Source organism: Arthrobacter sp. EM1 (genome assembly GCF_029964055.1).
Taxonomy (GTDB): domain Bacteria; phylum Actinomycetota; class Actinomycetes; order Actinomycetales; family Micrococcaceae; genus Arthrobacter.
Genome location: NZ_CP124836.1, coordinates 1,924,176 through 1,940,334, shown reverse-complemented (window position 1 = coordinate 1,940,334; position 16,159 = coordinate 1,924,176). Strand labels below are relative to the sequence as shown.

Genomic DNA, 16,159 nt, shown 5'->3' with positions numbered 1-16,159 from the left:
CGCCGGCAGCAGCCAAGGCCATGGAACCGGCAGCGATGACCGGCCTTGACGCGCTGATGGATGCCGCGTGGCCGCCGGTTGAGCGGGAAGAGTCCGGCGGCTGGGTTCTCCGCGCGGCCGCCGGAGTGACGCAACGGGCAAACTCGGTGTGGCCCCGGGAGCCCGGCCCGGACTCCGGGGATCAACTCGCACTGCTCCGGGCGGCACGCCTCTGGTACCGAAACCGCCGGTTGCCGCTGATCTTTCAGGTCTTCGAGGACCCTCGCGTCGAAAGGCTGAGCGCCTTGCTGGACGCCGAAGGCTTTACCCGGCAGTCCGAAACCCTGGTGCTGGTCCGGGACGGTGCAATCGATTCGCCGGACGATGCCGGCGAGGTCGAAATTTCTGCGGGGCCTTCGGCGGAGTGGCTGCGGCTGTGGTGGGGCGTGGACGGCCGCGGCGATGACTCTGAGCTGGCTGTCGCCCGCGGGATCCTCGAGGGCTGTCCCTCGCTGTACGCCCTTGTCCGGGACGACGGCGGCCAACCGGCCGCCGTCGGACGTCTCGCACTTCCCGGTGGTGCCGGCGCGCGGGGCGGGCTGTATTGTATGGCGACGCGTCCGGACGTCCGGCGGCGCGGCTATGCGGCCAGGATCCTGCGGGCGCTGCTGCGCGCCGGTGACGCACGGGCCCTGGCGGGATACTGGCTGCTGGTGACGGTGGCCAACGCCGGGGCCCGCGAACTCTACGCCCGCGAAGGTTCGGATCTTGTCAGGCGCGTACACCTTGACTATTTCCGCTCCGGAGCCTCGGCCGCGATCACCGCGAGTTACCAGGCCACCCCGCAGGGATTTGCGCAGCGCGGCATCAGCGCGGATACCGCCCTGGAGCTGATTGCCCTGAGCGTGCGCCTGGCTGACGAAGCGCGCCGCGAGTACCTGTCCGAAACCCCGTCCCCCGGCCCCTGCTGGTTGCCGGATCGGTCGGACCTTATGGCGCATACCTCGCGGACGGGTCGGAATACCGCGGCGACTACAGCCTCAGCGGAGAGGAGTTTTTGGAGTTCCACCGGCCGCGAATCGCGGCGCTGGTGGATGCCGGAGCGGACGTTCTTGCGTGTGAGACGTTGCCGTCCCTGCCGGAAGCGGCGGCCTTGTTGACACTGATCAAAGAGTACGACGTCGAAGCCTGGCTCTCCTTTACGCTGCGGGACGGTGGGCACATCAGCGACGGTACGCCGCTGGCGCAGGTGGCGGCGCTGGTTGCGGAGCAGCCGCTCGCGGCGGCGATCGGGGTGAACTGTGTGCCCCTTGAGCTGGTCTCCCCGGCCCTGCGTGCCCTGGGTAAAGTCACCGGCATGCCGCTGATTGCCTACCCGAATGCGGGCGAACGCTACGACCCGGTCTCCAAAACCTGGGGGCCGGCAGCGGGTTCCGGCCGGCCCCGGCAGCAAACCACCCGCTGGACTTGCGGAGGGAACATCAATTTGGCGTGAACTTGGTGCCCGGCTCATTGGCGGGTGCTGTCGAACCACCCCGCGGGATATTGCCGCGGTGGCCGACCTCTCACGAAGTATCCGGACGGAAGAAGTACCCGGACGGAAGCTTCCGGCTGCTAGGAACACCCCCTGCCGGTCCGGCACAGCAAACGCAGCCCCGGCCCGCTGCACAGCACAGAAAAACGGCTTCTGCGCTGTGCAGCCCCCAATAAAGCGGTGCCTCGGAGGCCCCGGCTTCCATGCATCCCATTGTGTCCCGGATAATTGCCTTGGGCAAGCACTAGGTGCCGGAGCGTGGGATGGCCGGCACACACGTCAGCTATGGAACGGGCCGAAGGCCGCTGACCGGAAGTTTTTTGCGCGGGCGGGAATGCTCAGCTGCCGGCTCCCGCACTTAGTGCCTGGCCACCCGCACTTACTGCCGGACCAGCGGAAGCAAAAGCTTCATCGTGGTACCTGCCGGTCCGCTCCGGGCAACTTCGACGGTTCCGCCGGCCGCCGCGGCGATTTCGCGGACCAATGCCAGGCCGATGCCGAAGCTTCGCCGGCCCTGGGGCGCAGCCGGGGCGGCGGTCCTGACGAAGCGGTCAAAGATCCTGGCCTGGTCCACGCCCGTGATTCCGGGCCCTGTATCCGCCACGTACACTGCCGCCTGGTTGCGCTCGACGGCTGTGCTGATGGTGATGGTCCCGCCGGGCGGGGTGTGGGCGAGGGCATTTTCCGCGAGCGCAAGCACGGCCCGGCGCAGCGGGCTCGGGTCAATGCGCGCTTCCGGCCGCCCGGAGTCGGAGAATGTGAGCCGGATATCCTGTTGGGCCGCAATGTCCTGCAGGCTCTCAGCAACGGATCCGGCGACGTCGGCCAGATCCGTCGGTTCACCCGTGGGATCCGGTGCTGCTCCGGTTGCAGCCACAAGGAGCTCGTTGACGATGCCCGTCAGCGTTCCCGTGTCGGCACGGATCCGGCCCAGGGCCCGGCCCGTTGTGGAATCCGGCTCAGCATCACGCTGGGCGAGCTGTATCCGCGCGTCCAGGATGGCCAAGGGCGTACGCAGTTCGTGGCTGGCATCCTGGACGAACTGGCGTTGGAGGGCCAGTGCTTCCCCCAAGGGACGGATGGCGCTGCGCGCACTGAGCCACCCGACCACGCCGGCCAGAACAACGCCGGTCACCCCCGCGATGATCATCGCCTCGATGAGGTCCTTGGAATCGAGATAAGTGTAGGCCTTGCCCGCGGGGGAGGTGCCCGGAAGATCCGGGTTGGCCAGCTTATTCATCAGATATACCGTCGCGGCAGCGAGGAGGCACAGGACCAGCACACCGCAGGCGGCGCTGATCCGCACGGCGACCCTCAGCGAAGCCCGGCGAAGGGTGTCCCGGTCCGCTTCGCCGGGGACGGAGCGGCCGTTCATAAGGCATCGCCGATCTGGTAGCCGACGCCGTGGACTGTGCGGACGATCGACCTAGCGACTTTTCGCCGGAGGTGGTGGACGTAGGTGTCGATCACGCCCGGCTGGTCGGTGGGCTGGAAATGCCCGGAAAGCAGTTCGTCCCGCGTGAAGACCCTGTCCGGCTCGACTGCCAGGGCAGCCAGCAACTCAGCTTCCTTTGCCGTCAGGGACACCCGTGTCCCGTACACCGAGCGCACGGAACGCGATGCCGGATCGAGTTCCCAGTTGCCGATGCTTAGCGGCGCCAGGGGTGGCGCGAAAGTGCGCGTTAAGGCCCGCAGGCGCGCCCCGAGTTCACCGGCGTCGAACGGTTTGCTCAGGTAGTCATTGGCTCCCGCGTCCAGGCCCCTGACCTTTTCTTCGGCGGCCCCGAGAGCCGTGAGGATAAGCATCGGCGTCGATACCCCCTTGGCCCGCAGCGCTCCGATCAGGGCGATACCGTCCATCAGCGGCAAGCCGCGGTCGATCACCATCACGTCCCAGTCCTGGGTCAGCCCCTGATGCAGACCCTCCTGGCCGTTGGTGGCCAGCCTGACATGGTAGTCCGGTTCCAGCAGTTCGGCGATGAGCGGTCCCAGCACAATGTCATCCTCCACCAGCAGCAGGGACGGCGGACCGAATGGGGTTCTCATGTCAGCTATTGTCCTGCGAAATACGCTGCGCCGGGGGCCGGTCTGTCTCCAGGCTGCCGGGACCGGGCCGGGTTTCGGCCGCGGGGCCGCGGTTCCGGCGCCGTCGCTTAACGAACTCGACCACCCACGGCAGGACCGAAACGAGGACCATCAGCACTGCAATGACGTCGATGTTCTTGGCGATGACCTCAAAGTGCCCCAGCCATGTTCCCAGCAGCGTGACGGAAGCGGCCCAAGCCAGCGCCCCGGAGATGTTCCAGAGCGTAAAGGACTTGTAGCCGTAACGGGCGATGCCGGCGCTCAGGGGTGCAAACGTCCGGACCATGGGCACAAAGCGGGCCAGCACAACTGCGGCGCCGCCGTGGCGTCGGAAGAAATCCTCGGCGGTGGTCAGGTGCGCTGTCTTAAGGATCCGGGCATCGTCCTTGAACCACCGGCGGCCGAAGGTGCGTCCGATCATATAGCCAACCTGGTCGCCGGCGATGGCAGCGGCCGTGACAACGCCGATCAGCACCGGCAGCGACAACTGCAATTGCTGGTGCAGGAGGCCGGCCGTGAACAGCAGTGAATCTCCGGGCAAAAACGGGAAAAGCACCCCGGATTCGATGAAGACCAGCAGCGAGATGACGCCGAGCGCCGCCGGACCCAGACCCTGGAGGAGGCTGGCGGGGTCCAGCAGTGAGCGAAGATCAATCGAGGGGGCCACTGTGTGGACAAGCCCGGAGGCGTATATGACGTACATGGTCAGTTCCTTAGGCTTGGGATGATCGGAGTGCGGCGGGGGCCGTCACGCGGTCCAGGAGGGGCACGGCGAAACGGTTCCACAGTCCGGACAGCAGCACCACAGCCGCACTGGCCGCGAGGAAGGACGCCACCACGTCGGTGGGGTAGTGGACTCCGATATACAGCCGCGACCACGCCACCACGAGGGCCAGTGCCGCCGCGGCGAAGGCTGTCGCCTTGGCCCAGCGGGTTCCGCGGACCAGGAAGTACACGGCAAATCCCAGCGCCACCGCAAAGGACACGTGCCCGCTCGGGAAACTGTTGGAGCCGGTTTCGGGGGAGAGTGGATCGGCCAGCAGCGCCGGATTGGGACGTTGCCGGGCGATGATGAGCTTAAACAAGCCACTTGCCACCCAACCGGAGGATGCAAAGATGCCGAACGCAATGGCTTTTACCAGGGAACGCCTGATCACCCAAAGGTAGAGTGCAGCGGCGGCAACGAATGCGACTCCGGCCGCCGGGCCGAACACCAGGTTCAGGGTCATAGCGAGGCCGGTCAGGATTGCGGCGTGGTGTTGGCTGAGGTCCTGGTCAACGCCCAGTTCAGCCGCCGTACCACCGGGTAACAGCTGTGCCGTTGCGCCCAGGGCGATGACCGCCGCGGACAGCAGGATGCCCCATAACAGCCAATGACGGGGCTGGGGGATGGCCCAGGGCTGCGGGCCGGCAGCTGCCTTTAGTCCGGCAGAATCACGGGGCGCCGTAACGCTGCCAGCATGGGCGGGTCCAGTCATGGGGTCCTCCGGTCGGGTCGAGGGCGCTGTCCGGCGCACGCTCCAACTTTCCCGCAGGGCCTTTAAGAAACGCTTAAGAAGTGCCGGGGCCTGCGCGGAGCCGTTCCTGCAGGAACACGCTCGGCCGTCGGTTGTGGTGCGAGACCGGGGTGCCGGTCCTAGACTGTGTCATGGCCTCCGAGGACAGCGTTGAAATCGAGCGAAAGTACGACGTCGACGAAAGGGCCGCGCTGCCGCCTCTTGACGAGCTGCCGGGGGTGGCCCGGGCAGAACGGCCCGTTGAGCAGCAGCTGGAGGCCGAGTATTTCGACACGGCGGCCCTGGCCCTGGCGGCGCACGGCATAACCCTGCGCCGGCGGACCGGCGGCGACGATTCCGGATGGCACCTCAAACTCCCCGGCGGCCAGGACACAAGGCTCGAAATGCACGAGCCGCCGGGAAACGACCCGGAATTGGTTCCGCCGAGGTTCCTCCAGCTCGTCCGGGTGCACGTACGGGACCGTCCCCTTGCCGCCGTCGCCCGCGTGAGAACCCGGCGGATGCTACACCGCCTCCGGGACGATCACAACGGGATTCTTGCCGATGTTGCCGATGACCGGGTGCAGGCCGACAGGCTCGGACCGGAACCCCGCAGCCTGACGTGGCGGGAGTGGGAGATAGAACTCGTCCAGGGGTCCCGTGAGCTGCTGGACGCGGCGGAGGCGGTGCTTGCCGCGGCCGGCGGGCGCCCGGCCGCGCATGCCTCGAAGCTGGAACGCACGCTCGGGGATCAGCCGCTGGCCGGTCCGGCTGCACTTCCGCCGCCCGTGCGCCGCAAGGGGCCGGCGACTGCCGTGCTCGTGGCCTATGTGCACGCTCAGGTGCAGGCCATTTCGGAACTGGATCCGCGGGTGCGCCGGGACGCACCGGACGCCGTTCATCAGATGCGGGTGGCGACCAGACGGATGCGTTCGGTATTGGGCACCTACCGCCGGCTGCTGGAACCGGAACAGGTAAACACGCTCCGGGCGGAGCTTAAATGGCTGGCCGGCTGTCTGGGCGAGGCACGGGACGCGGAGGTGATGCGCGAACGGCTCGAGGACCTGGTTGCCTGCGAGCCGGCGGAGCTGGTGATCGGACCCGTCTCGCGCCGGATGCGGGAAGCGCTGGGCGCCGATTACGGCGCCGCCCGCGCCGCGGTATTGCAGGTGCTCGAGGATAAACGGTATTTCCGCCTCCTCGACAGTCTCGACGACTTCCTTGCCGCCGTGCCGGTGGCCGTTCCTGATCCGCGGCCGGCGCACGCGACCGTGGCCGCCCTGGTCAGGAAAGACTGGAAGCGGTTACGCCGGAATGTTCGGATTGCGGAGGCCACGCCGGACGGCCCGGATCACGACGCCGCCCTGCACGAGGCGCGTAAAAGCGCCAAACGGCTCCGCTACGCAGCCGAATCCGGAATTCCTGTGATCGGCAAGCGCGCTGCCCGGTTGGCCGGCGCCGCCCACGGACTGCAAAAAATACTGGGCGAGCACCAGGACAGCGTTGTCACCCGGGCCCTGCTCCGGCGCCTCGGCGCCCAGGCGCACCTCGCCGGGGAAAATGCCTTCACCTACGGGAGGCTGCACGCGCTTGAACAAGCCATGGCGGCCGACGCCGAATCCCGGTTCAGCAAGGCCTGGAAGCGTTTCCCAAAGGTGCCAAAGGAATGACAGCAGCCGCGCCATCGAGGGACTGCGCGCGGCCATTTCACCCCGGATCCAGAATGCAGCAGCGGCGCGGGCATGATGAGGATTCACATCCCGATATGGATGTTTTGTTAGGGCCGCTGCGATAGCGTAGCCAGAGGCTCGGGGAGTATCCCGGCGTCGGTGCATTCCCGTTCCGGCTTTCGCAGGCAGTCTGCGGCGAGTGTGCTGTTGTTCCGAATCGATCAAAGGACATAACCATGGCTGTATCCGTTGAACTTGGCAAGGCACTCGATAAGGCCTATGAGAACTTGACCCTTGAGGAAGTTCTTGCCGCCCCGCCGTCAGCGCTGGCCGGGCTCACCGAAAAGCACGACGAACTCCTTGCCGGCATGGGAATCAAGACCATCCGCGACCTCGGCAGCAACAAATTCTTCGCCACGGCCGGAGTGCTTGTAGCGCTGTCCGGGAAGGCCGGATAGCAGTCCTCTTGAAGCAGGCGCTGCGCTGACGCGAAAGGTCCGACCGGCCACACTGGTCGGACCTTTTGCTTCGCCGGGGGCAACGCTGGGACAAGGCCGTCGGTGCAGGACTGCCAGGACTGAACGGCTTCAGCTGCTGTCCACTGTCCCGGAGGAGAACTGCCGCCTGATTCTGTTCCGGGCCCCGTGCTCAACCAGGGTCGGGATGAAGGTCCGGATCCGGCCGGAAGCCAGTTGTTCGTACTCTTCCGTGACGATCCTCGCGATGAGCGTACGGGGAGCCTCGGGATGCCGGACGACTATCCGGTCCGTGACCTTGTTGATGGTGTCCTGTTTGTCCGCGTCGTCCATATACGCAGTTTGACCTCGGGCGACCCCGGTGTCTATCAGCATGCTTACGACGTGGACAGCAGCGTCCAGGACCTGATGGCGCTGCGCCGCCGACAGTGGTCTTCGTACCCTGGAAGCCTGGGATTCCGTGGCGCTGGACGCCAGCTATTGTTCCTCGACATGGCCGGGCCTACACTCTGGAGCTGTGGCACTTATGCAGCCCGTTATTGTTGGTCCGCTCTCTGAGCTCAGTTCCTCGATCCGTGTCCGGGGGCAACTGCCCGGCGCGGGCGTGACAGTCGAGACCGGTCTTCGCACGGTGGCCAAGGGGACTGCCACCTCAGGTGACCAACGCTTCCCGCTGGAACCGGGGCTGACCCTGTCCCGCTCAGAAACCCTGTTCGCAATCCAGCACCTCGGGGCCGAGCAGAGCGAGGTTCCCTCGGGCAACCTGGCGATGCCGGTTGCCGCGGCCCCGACAAGCAGCGCTGAATTTGGCCCGGTCCATGTCGCCACCCAGCTGTTCGCCTGCGGCCAGTACGTGTGGATTGACGGTGCGGTTTCAGGCGCAGACGTTACGCTGCTCGCTAACGGCAGCATCCTCGGCACCGGCCAGGCGCACGAAGGGACCGCGCGCTTCGCCCTCACCAGTGCCATCCCGCCAAACGGGTGGATCACCGCGCACCAGTCGGGACCGGGGCTCGCGCCCGGGCCCGACGTCGGCCGGACCTCAGACCCGCTTCCGGGCGGCTTGGGCCGGCCGCTGCCTGCCCCGGTCATACAGTCCCCGGTCCGCGGCTGTGACCCTTCCGTTATGGTGAGCGGGGTTTTCGATGGGGCCACCGTAACGATAGAGCGGCGTTCCGGGATCGTCGACAGCGCCGGGTTTGATCGTTCATCGCTGCGCTTCCTGCTGTCGAAACCGCTGGCGGAGGACGATGAGATCACCATCCGGCAGGAGGTGGCTAAGCGTTGCGAACGGCCACCGAAGAACTCGGACCCGGTCCTGGTTGGCAAGCTCGAACCCGTGGACCCGCCGGTCGTTGTCTCGCCGCTGTGTGCCGGCGCCACAACCGTCCGGGTGACCGGTTTGCGACCCGGAGCGACAGTCCACCTGGCGGCGAATCAGTTGGTGTTCGACGGCGCAGCACCGGCGGAGCAGACTTGGCTCGACTGCCGCGTGCCGCCGCTGACCACCGATCCGGTAAGCGCAACGCAGGAGTGTTGTGGAATTCTCAGCACGCCCGCGGTACCTGTGACGGTTGACGCGCACCAGGAGGAGGTGCCGGCCGCGCAAATATTCGGCCAACTGTTTTCCTGCACTGGTACGGTCAGCGTCACAAAGGCCCACCGCGGGGCGGTGCTCCAGGTCTTCGTTCGAACGGCCAAGGGGGACGCGGCCATCAGCGACCAGGTGCTGGCCCTCCACACCAATGTCGTCATCGCCGTGACCCCACTGTTGGTCGAAGGCGCAAGTGTCTTCGTCCGACAGTGGGCCTGCAGTGACACCGGTGTCGACTCCGCAGCGGGGCACGTGGCGGCCCATCCCATGCCGGGGCCGGTAGAGGTGCTCGGGCCGCTTAAGGATGCAGACACCGCCGTCGGCGTCCGGGGCGCGGTGCCGGGCGCGGTGATCGAGGTTTACGGCGCCGGCCACGAGTTCCTCGGTTCGGCGACGGCTGACGCGCTGCACCAGGTCGCTCTCGTCACACTGATTCGGCCGCTCCATCTGCGGGATCTTGTGACGGCCCAGCAATGGCTGTGCGGGAGGGCCTCAGAGGTCAAAGCCACAACGGTGGTCGGCTTCGCGGCGGCGTTCGGGCCCCGACCCTTCTACGTTGTTGGCCACAACCCGAACACCGTCGCCGACGCGACCGAGGCCGTCACCAACGGTGCCAACGGCCTCGAGCCGGACGTGCAAGTCTACGAGGACCACCCCGGGCAGCTGTGCATCAGCCACGGGACAGGGGAACCGTCCGCACCCTCGGTAGCGGACTATCTGATCGGCATCCACCAGCTCGCGCAGGCAAACCCCCAACTGTCGTTGCTCGTCTTCGACTGCAAACCGGAAGTCACCTCACCGGATCACGGCTTCGAACTGCTGCTGGCGATCCGCGAGCACCTGACCTTCGACAACGATCTGAACGTTATCCTCTCCATCGGCAACCGGGACGACAACCAAGGTGCCTTCTTCGACCGGATCGTGGACATCCTGGGCCCTCGCGAAGGATTGATGATCGATGCCGAGAACGATGCTGCGGCGGTATCGAACTACTTCACCAGCCGTGGCGTCGGCCACCAGGGCTACGGCAACGGCATCAGCTTCATGAACTTCATCCTCGGCCCGTACTACCGCTATACGCTGGAGGCGGCGTGCGGGATCCGCGCAGCGGCCGCGCGGCCTGCGTTCATTTACGTTTGGACGGTTAACGCGCACGACGAGCTACGGGAGTACATCCGCATCGGAGTCGACGGAGCCATCACCGACGACCCCCGTGACCTGCGCGACATCGCAGCGGAAGGTCAATTCTCGTCGCTGATCCGGTTGGCCACGCGCGCGGACAATCCGTTCAAACCGGCGAATTTCGGCTACGGCCTGCACATCCACACTGCCGACAAATGGATGGCCGGCACGGATGCCAACGTCACCTTCACCCTTACCGGAGCTGCCGGGTCGGCGAGCAAGACCGTGAACACCGAGCTCATTAAGCGAATGGAAAGCGACGACTGGAACTGGGTCACGCTCCCAAGCGGGGACCTCGGCGCGCTGCAGACACTAACCGTGCAGCGGGACAACGACGGCAACGCCCCCGACTGGTTCCTGGACCGAATCGAAGTCCACAGCGCCAGGTTCGGCAGCAGTGGCACGGCCATCTTCGATCGCGACATCGATGACACCACACCGTTCACCCAGCCGATCATCTGAGGTGTGCCAAAACTCTCAGAGCGCACGGGCGGTGCTGGATTAAATGCATCAACTGACCGTCACCACCTCGCTATTCAGTGATACTATCTAGTGGTAGTCAGCAACACTGAGTAGTAAAGAGGAGGCCGTTGTGGCCAACCAGATGACCGAGATGCTCAAGGGAACCCTCGAAGGCATCGTTCTCGCGAACCTGGCCGTTCAGCCGGCCTACGGCTACGAGATCACCGCACGGCTGCGCGAGCAGGGCTTTTCCGACATCGTTGAGGGCACCGTCTACGCCCTCCTGATCAGAATCGAACAGCGTGGCTTCGTCGACGTTGCGAAGGTCCCGTCGGCGAAGGGCCCGCCACGCAAGGTGTACTCGCTGAACGCCGCAGGCGCCGAGTACCTCGACGAGTTCTGGAGGAGCTGGAGCTTCCTCGTAGAGCGGATCGGACAACTCCACCAGCAGATCGAAAACCCGCAGGATCACCCCCAGGAAGACGGAGAGTAGTCATGGCCGCAAAGTGGCTCGAGGCCCTCACCGGGTCGCTGGAACAGAAGAAGCAGTACAAGCAGTCCATGGCCCGCATCGAGGCACTTCCGGAGCCCTACCGCAGTTCGGCGAAGGCGTTCAACCGGTACTTTATGTACTACGGCGGGATCACCGACGGAGACACCCTCACCACGATGATCGGTGACCATGCCGATCTCTGGGAACGCGCCGCTGTCGACGCCACGCCGGTGCGCGCCATCGTAGGCGAGGACCCGGTGGAGTTTGCCGAGACATTCGCCCAGGCCTACTCCGCCACCCGGTGGATCGATAAGGAGCGCGCCCGACTCACGAAGGCGATCGACGCTGCCGCCGGCGGCAAGGGAACGGGCCCGGATGCATGACAACCGGCCGGGCCCTCGAACCCGCGATCCGGGTGCGGGGCCCCGTAGACTCCTTTTATCTACTCGATCGATAATTGGGATTTTTGCTGGTTCGGAGAGTTGCGTCCTCGTCCCGCCCTGACGAGAACGGGCAAACGCCCCCAGGGTCACCGCCCGGCGGAGGCCAGATTCGCAACCGAAATCTAAAGGCACGAGGAAACGGCATGAGTAAGAAAAATCCCGCCACGCAGCCGCGGTCGTCCGCGCCGAACCGGCGGGCCGACAACCAAGTGAGCCGGCCGAACGGAAAATTCCGGTTCAGCGACCGATTCCTTAAAGTGGTCACCACCGCCCTGATCACCGTCATGCTGGTATCGATCGCCGCGGGATTCATCCTCGGACCGCTGAGCGACAACGTGGACGGGAGGGCGGGGGACGTTCTTGGGAACGTGGCCGTCGCCCTTATCATCGGCGGACTGGTGCTGCCTCTCCTGCTGGCCGCCGTTCTCGGCGGCGAAGCGATCCGCGCCGGCGCGGGATTCGTCGGTTTCTTCCTGATTGCGGGCATGCTCGCCGCAGCCGTGGGAACCACTGAGGCGGGCCAGGAGCTGCTCGGGCCGGTCTGGGGTCCATGGGCCGTCTGGGGCGGCGGTGCGCTGATGGTCCTCGCGGTCGGCGGCTTCTGGATCGTCGGTTGGATAGCGCGGGTGCCGATGTGGATTCAGGCTCCCGTCGCGGGTTCGCCCCGAGTTTACGTGCGCGGATCCAGCAAGAACCCTGCCGACCGGGTGCTTCCAAACGACCTGGAATAGGTCCGCCGGCGGCGTACCGCGCTGGTGGTTTTGCCGTGCCCACGGAGGAACCCGGGGGCAGCACCTGCGCGTCTCCTTGCACCATCCGAGCCGGCATTACCCTGCCGTACCCGGCGACTGTTTACAGCGGCGGGTCCGTGACGATGATCCGCACGGCACACAGCTCGGCGGCTGCCTTCTTCAGGACGGCAGCCCGCGGGTCCGGGACGTCCAGGAATGCCAGCCTTGGCCGCGGGGCATACTGCTTCAGCACCGGTTCGGCCAGGACCTGCTCGGCCAGGGTCCGGTCCCCGCCGGGAGCCACGTAATCGATCCGGTGATCCGCAAAAATACGGGCGGCATGGTTTGCCACGGCCTCCACCAGGGCGTCGGCCTGGTTCGCCCGCCGCCGGGCGAAACGCTGCTGGGACCAGCCTCCCGCAGCGGTACGGGACTGGACGTGGCGGGTGCCGGTCTTGGAAGCGAGGACGGCGGCGCCGCTGACCACTGCCACGGAGTAGCCGCCACGGCGGACCAGCACCGCCCCGATGCTGCGCTGCTGCGATGCCAGGGAGGCGAGCCGGGCAACGGCGTCGCCGCCGCTGCCGGGGCGGCCGTCCGCCGGCCATGGCGCCTGCAGCAATGCTACGGCGCCGTCAGCGGCGCGCAGTTGCAGGCCGGCGTCGAGCTCCTCCTCGGCGAGGACGCCATGGCTGGCCGCGAACCGCTCCACCCAGCCCGGCAGCCGATCGCCGGAGACAAACGCCATGCGGGTTTCGGTGCTGGCCATGGCGCGGGTCTCCGTTGTGGGGGTGTCGGTGCGGGCGGGAACTAGAAGTAGCCTATCTATGTGGAAGATCTCTTTGGCGCAGGACGGGACGGCGGCGCCGCTGTCGAGGATGATAACGACGCGGAGGACGCCGTTGACGGTGGTCCGGCCCGTCGCGCTGCCTCCCCGCGCAGCCCGCTGGCCGTCCGAATGCGTCCGCGGACGCTCGATGATGTGGTGGGCCAGCAGCACCTGCTGGGACAGGGTTCGCCGCTGCGCCAGCTGGCCGCCGGAACGGATGCCACCGGCCCCGCGGGTCCCAGTTCCCTGATTCTCTGGGGCCCGCCCGGCACGGGGAAGACCACACTCGCGCACGTCATCGCTAAAGGTCCCGGCCGGAAGTTCGTTGAGCTCTCCGCCATCACCGCCGGGGTCAAGGACGTCCGCCGCGTTATGGAGGAAGCTCTCACCGCCCGGGACCTTTTCAAGACCACCACAGTGCTGTTCCTGGACGAGATCCACCGCTTCAACAAGGCCCAGCAGGATGCCCTGCTGCCCGGCGTCGAGAACCGCTGGGTAGTCCTGGTTGCCGCGACCACCGAAAACCCCTCCTTTTCCGTCGTCTCCCCGTTGCTGTCCCGGTCCCTGCTACTGACACTTAAGCCGCTGACCGACGCCGACGTGGAGGGATTGCTGCTGCGGGCAGCGGCGGACCCCCGTGGACTCGGCGGCAAAGTGGAACTCACCGATGCGGCCCGGGGCCATCTCGTGAGGCTCTCCGGCGGGGACGCCCGCCGGGCACTGACCGCACTGGAGGCGGCGGCCGGCGTCGCATACGGGGATGCTGACGACGCCGACACGATCGCCGGGACGGCCGGGCCGGCCCCGGTGCAGATCGAGCTGAAGCACACGGAACGGGCCCTCGACGTCGCATCCGTACGCTATGACCGGGCCGGCGACCAGCACTACGACGTCGCGAGCGCATTCATCAAGTCCATCCGGGGTTCCGACGTCGACGCCGCCCTGCACTACCTCGCCCGGATGCTCGAGGCGGGGGAGGACCCGCGGTTCGTAGCCCGGCGCATTGTCATCTCCGCAGCCGAAGACGTTGGCATGGCCGACCCGACGGCGCTGCAGACCGCCGTCGCCGCCGCCCAGGCCGTGCAGCTGATCGGCATGCCCGAAGGCCGCATCATCCTCGCCGAAGCCGTGGTCCACCTCGCCACAGCTCCGAAATCCAACGCCGCCTATCTGGGAATCAACCAGGCGATCGCCGACGTCCGCGCCGGTCTCGGCAACGGCATCCCGGCGCATCTGCGCGACGCCCACTACCCGGGATCCAAGCAACTGGGCCACGGCCAGGGCTACAAATATGCCCACGATGCCCCGCATTCGGTCGCTACCCAGCAGTACCCGCCGGACGACCTCGTCGGCCGTAACTACTACGAACCGACCGGCAACGGCGCCGAACGGGACATTTCCACCCGGCTTGAGCGGCTCCGCAGGATCATCCGGGGCAAGTGATCGCCGGTCCCGGCGTGGTAAAGTAGTTCGTTGTCTGGCAAGGCACAGACGCACAATCCACTTGATACCGGCATTTTATGCTGTTCAAACGGGTTTGCCCCGTGCCCAGTAGCAAAAGGCAGCGGTTGGCCGATGCTCTCCATCGTGGAGGCCAGTAACACTGACACACCGCAGATATTGGAAGGACACAAGTGGCTAACAACACTCGTGCTCGCCGTACAGCACGCCTCTCGCGTGCACTCGGCATTGCTCTGACCCCCAAGGCCGCCAAGTACATGGAGCGCCGCCCGTACGGCCCCGGTGAGCATGGCCGTGCCCGCAAGAAGCAGGACTCCGACTACGCCGTACGTCTGCGCGAAAAGCAGCGTCTGCGCGCCCAGTACGGCATCCGCGAAGCCCAGATGACCCGCGCCTTCGAAGAAGCCCGCCGGACCAAGGGCCTGACCGGCGAGAACCTGATCGAACTGCTCGAAATGCGTCTTGACGCCCTCGTGCTGCGCGCAGGATTCGCCCGCACCATCGCTTCGGCCCGCCAGCTTGTTGTGCACCGCCACATCATGGTTGACGGCATCCGCGTTGACCGTCCGTCGTTCCGCGTCGGCGAGGGCCAGCTGGTCCACGTCCACAGCCGCAGCGAGACCATGGCTCCGTTCCAGGTTGCAGCAGCCGGTGCGCACCGCGATGTTCTGCCCATGGTTCCTGCCTACCTGGACGTCAAGCTTGACGCCCTGCAGGCACGCCTGGTCCGTCGCCCCAAGCGCTCCGAGGTCCCCGTGACCTGCGAAGAGCAGCTCGTTGTGGAATTCTACGCACGCTAGATTCACCGCGACACCTTACAAAGAAGCCCGTGGCAAGCGCCACGGGCTTTTTTGTATGTAAGGTACTTGGGGGAGTTCTGCGGTTGCCGGCTGTTTGGGCCGGCGGCGCCCGCAGAGACACTACGCAACAAGGAGATGAATGACTATGACTGGTGGCGATATTGCCGGCCTCATCGCGGCCGGAGTGTTTGCACTGCTGGTCCTGCTGCTTGCCGTGCCGATTTTAAAGCTTGGGGGAGTGTTCGATGAGGTGCGGACCTCCATCCGTTCGATCAGCGACGGCGCCACGCCGCTGATGGACGAAGTCACGGCGACTGTTTCCACCACCAACGAACAGCTCAAAAAGGTCGACGGTATCGCGAACAACGTCTCCGACGCTTCGGCGAACATCTCGGCGCTGTCCTCGCTGGTGGCCGCCACCGTCGGTTCGCCGCTGATCAAGGTCGCCTCCTTCAGCTATGGTGTGCGCGCGGCGTTCACCGCCCGCAAAAAGCCCGCCACCGGCCGCCGCAGCCGCTAACCCAGCTGGAGAACCTGACATGAACAGAATCATCTGGATGGGAATCGGCGTCGCCATTGGCGTCATCGCCTTCCGCAAGATCACCGAAGCGCAATCCAACCTGGGCCCCGAAGGACTCAACCGGGCCGTGGGGCGCGTCGCCGACGGTCTGTACGACTTCGCCGATGCCGTCCGCGAGGGCATGAATGAGCGTGAGACCGAACTGCGCCGAGCGCTCGGCATTGACGCGGGCCTGGACCAGACCATTGCCCACGGCGCAGCCGGCCGGGATGCAGTCCGGCGCTAGCCGGGAGAGAATATCAGAACAGCGGCGTCCGGAAAACGGACCGCCGGCACGGCCTATGGCCGGGACCAGACCGTTCCGCGGACCATACGCGGGGACCACAAACGCAGTGACCACAAAC

The 16,159-nt window shown here is 66.2% G+C and carries 16 protein-coding genes and 2 pseudogenes; 12 read left to right on the top strand and 6 right to left on the bottom strand.

What is annotated here, in order from left to right; translation table 11 throughout:
• Positions 1–20 precede the first annotated feature (20 nt).
• A pseudogene (locus tag QI450_RS08870) lies at positions 21–722 on the top strand (GNAT family N-acetyltransferase); the annotation flags it as partial.
• Positions 699–1,544 (top strand): annotated as a pseudogene (gene mmuM, locus QI450_RS08865) (homocysteine S-methyltransferase); the annotation flags it as partial. The pseudogenes QI450_RS08870 and mmuM, both read left to right, overlap by 24 nt.
• Before the next feature lie 348 nt (positions 1,545–1,892).
• On the opposite strand, the gene QI450_RS08860 reads toward mmuM, so the two are convergent.
• The 4 genes from QI450_RS08860 to QI450_RS08845 are packed head-to-tail and all read right to left on the bottom strand — an operon-like array spanning position 1,893 to position 5,076.
• Positions 1,893–2,888 carry a HAMP domain-containing sensor histidine kinase gene (locus QI450_RS08860; RefSeq protein ID WP_226775112.1) on the bottom strand — a complete coding sequence of 332 codons (996 nt, stop codon included), beginning with the start codon at positions 2,886–2,888 and terminating at the stop codon, positions 1,893–1,895.
• The gene (locus tag QI450_RS08855; protein WP_226775113.1) at positions 2,885–3,559 is read right to left on the bottom strand and encodes a response regulator transcription factor; all 675 of its coding nucleotides are present in this window, start codon (positions 3,557–3,559) and stop codon (positions 2,885–2,887) included. The genes QI450_RS08860 and QI450_RS08855 overlap by 4 nt, the downstream gene beginning before the upstream one ends.
• 1 nt (position 3,560) lies before the next feature.
• Positions 3,561–4,301, bottom strand: a complete 741-nt coding sequence (locus tag QI450_RS08850) for a VTT domain-containing protein (RefSeq protein WP_226775114.1) — start codon at positions 4,299–4,301, stop codon at positions 3,561–3,563.
• Positions 4,302–4,311: 10 nt separating this feature from the next.
• Positions 4,312–5,076 (bottom strand): phosphatase PAP2 family protein, encoded by a 765-nt coding sequence (locus tag QI450_RS08845; protein WP_226775115.1) that lies wholly within the window; start codon positions 5,074–5,076, stop codon positions 4,312–4,314.
• 170 nt (positions 5,077–5,246) lie between these two features.
• Between QI450_RS08845 and QI450_RS08840 the strand changes: the two genes are divergently transcribed.
• The gene (locus QI450_RS08840) at positions 5,247–6,764 is read left to right on the top strand and encodes a CYTH and CHAD domain-containing protein (RefSeq protein WP_282468157.1); all 1,518 of its coding nucleotides are present in this window, start codon (positions 5,247–5,249) and stop codon (positions 6,762–6,764) included.
• Between the two features lie 236 nt (positions 6,765–7,000).
• On the top strand, positions 7,001–7,222 hold the full coding sequence (locus QI450_RS08835) for a hypothetical protein (protein ID WP_226775118.1): 222 nt from the start codon (positions 7,001–7,003) through the stop codon (positions 7,220–7,222).
• 129 nt (positions 7,223–7,351) lie between these two features.
• Here the strand turns inward: QI450_RS08835 and QI450_RS08830 are convergent, their stop codons facing one another.
• The gene (locus tag QI450_RS08830; protein ID WP_226775119.1) at positions 7,352–7,573 is read right to left on the bottom strand and encodes a hypothetical protein; all 222 of its coding nucleotides are present in this window, start codon (positions 7,571–7,573) and stop codon (positions 7,352–7,354) included.
• A gap of 193 nt (positions 7,574–7,766) precedes the next feature.
• On the opposite strand from QI450_RS08830, the gene QI450_RS08825 reads away from it, so the two are divergent.
• The 4 genes from QI450_RS08825 (at position 7,767) to QI450_RS08810 (ending at position 12,145) form a co-directional block, all read left to right on the top strand.
• Positions 7,767–10,478 carry a PLAT/LH2 domain-containing protein gene (locus QI450_RS08825; protein ID WP_226775187.1) on the top strand — a complete coding sequence of 904 codons (2,712 nt, stop codon included), beginning with the start codon at positions 7,767–7,769 and terminating at the stop codon, positions 10,476–10,478.
• Positions 10,479–10,608: 130 nt separating this feature from the next.
• Complete coding sequence (locus QI450_RS08820) at positions 10,609–10,971, top strand: PadR family transcriptional regulator (protein WP_226775120.1); 363 nt, start codon at positions 10,609–10,611, stop codon at positions 10,969–10,971.
• A gap of 2 nt (positions 10,972–10,973) precedes the next feature.
• Complete coding sequence (locus QI450_RS08815; RefSeq protein ID WP_226775121.1) at positions 10,974–11,354, top strand: DUF1048 domain-containing protein; 381 nt, start codon at positions 10,974–10,976, stop codon at positions 11,352–11,354.
• A 203-nt stretch (positions 11,355–11,557) separates the two neighbouring features.
• A complete protein-coding gene (locus QI450_RS08810; protein ID WP_226775122.1) occupies positions 11,558–12,145 on the top strand; it encodes a hypothetical protein in 588 nt (195 codons plus the stop codon).
• 121 nt (positions 12,146–12,266) lie between these two features.
• Here the strand turns inward: QI450_RS08810 and QI450_RS08805 are convergent, their stop codons facing one another.
• The gene (locus QI450_RS08805; RefSeq protein WP_282360601.1) at positions 12,267–12,914 is read right to left on the bottom strand and encodes an acVLRF1 family peptidyl-tRNA hydrolase; all 648 of its coding nucleotides are present in this window, start codon (positions 12,912–12,914) and stop codon (positions 12,267–12,269) included.
• A 60-nt stretch (positions 12,915–12,974) separates the two neighbouring features.
• On the opposite strand from QI450_RS08805, the gene QI450_RS08800 reads away from it, so the two are divergent.
• From QI450_RS08800 to QI450_RS08785, 4 genes are all read left to right on the top strand, one after another.
• The gene (locus QI450_RS08800) at positions 12,975–14,417 is read left to right on the top strand and encodes a replication-associated recombination protein A (protein WP_226775124.1); all 1,443 of its coding nucleotides are present in this window, start codon (positions 12,975–12,977) and stop codon (positions 14,415–14,417) included.
• A gap of 191 nt (positions 14,418–14,608) precedes the next feature.
• Positions 14,609–15,235: a 30S ribosomal protein S4 gene (rpsD, locus tag QI450_RS08795; RefSeq protein WP_123254752.1), complete on the top strand. Its 627-nt coding sequence runs from the start codon at positions 14,609–14,611 to the stop codon at positions 15,233–15,235.
• 145 nt (positions 15,236–15,380) lie between these two features.
• Complete coding sequence (locus tag QI450_RS08790) at positions 15,381–15,755, top strand: DUF948 domain-containing protein (RefSeq protein ID WP_226775188.1); 375 nt, start codon at positions 15,381–15,383, stop codon at positions 15,753–15,755.
• Positions 15,756–15,774: 19 nt separating this feature from the next.
• Positions 15,775–16,041 carry a DUF6167 family protein gene (locus QI450_RS08785; RefSeq protein ID WP_226775125.1) on the top strand — a complete coding sequence of 89 codons (267 nt, stop codon included), beginning with the start codon at positions 15,775–15,777 and terminating at the stop codon, positions 16,039–16,041.
• Positions 16,042–16,159: the final 118 nt, after the last annotated feature.

What these genes read in the sequence shown, in the direction of transcription:
- QI450_RS08825 (WP_226775187.1), top strand. Translation starts at nt 7,767, where the DNA reads ATGCAGCCCGTTATTGTTGGTCCGCTCTCTGAGCTCAGTTCCTCGATC.
- QI450_RS08790 (WP_226775188.1), top strand. Translation starts at nt 15,381, where the DNA reads ATGACTGGTGGCGATATTGCCGGCCTCATCGCGGCCGGAGTGTTTGCA.
- QI450_RS08805 (WP_282360601.1), bottom strand. Translation starts at nt 12,914, where the DNA reads ATGGCCAGCACCGAAACCCGCATGGCGTTTGTCTCCGGCGATCGGCTG.
- QI450_RS08850 (WP_226775114.1), bottom strand. Translation starts at nt 4,301, where the DNA reads ATGTACGTCATATACGCCTCCGGGCTTGTCCACACAGTGGCCCCCTCG.
- QI450_RS08845 (WP_226775115.1), bottom strand. Translation starts at nt 5,076, where the DNA reads ATGACTGGACCCGCCCATGCTGGCAGCGTTACGGCGCCCCGTGATTCT.
- QI450_RS08815 (WP_226775121.1), top strand. Translation starts at nt 10,974, where the DNA reads ATGGCCGCAAAGTGGCTCGAGGCCCTCACCGGGTCGCTGGAACAGAAG.
- QI450_RS08785 (WP_226775125.1), top strand. Translation starts at nt 15,775, where the DNA reads ATGAACAGAATCATCTGGATGGGAATCGGCGTCGCCATTGGCGTCATC.
- QI450_RS08840 (WP_282468157.1), top strand. Translation starts at nt 5,247, where the DNA reads ATGGCCTCCGAGGACAGCGTTGAAATCGAGCGAAAGTACGACGTCGAC.
- QI450_RS08835 (WP_226775118.1), top strand. Translation starts at nt 7,001, where the DNA reads ATGGCTGTATCCGTTGAACTTGGCAAGGCACTCGATAAGGCCTATGAG.
- QI450_RS08855 (WP_226775113.1), bottom strand. Translation starts at nt 3,559, where the DNA reads ATGAGAACCCCATTCGGTCCGCCGTCCCTGCTGCTGGTGGAGGATGAC.
- QI450_RS08810 (WP_226775122.1), top strand. Translation starts at nt 11,558, where the DNA reads ATGAGTAAGAAAAATCCCGCCACGCAGCCGCGGTCGTCCGCGCCGAAC.
- QI450_RS08860 (WP_226775112.1), bottom strand. Translation starts at nt 2,888, where the DNA reads ATGAACGGCCGCTCCGTCCCCGGCGAAGCGGACCGGGACACCCTTCGC.
- QI450_RS08830 (WP_226775119.1), bottom strand. Translation starts at nt 7,573, where the DNA reads ATGGACGACGCGGACAAACAGGACACCATCAACAAGGTCACGGACCGG.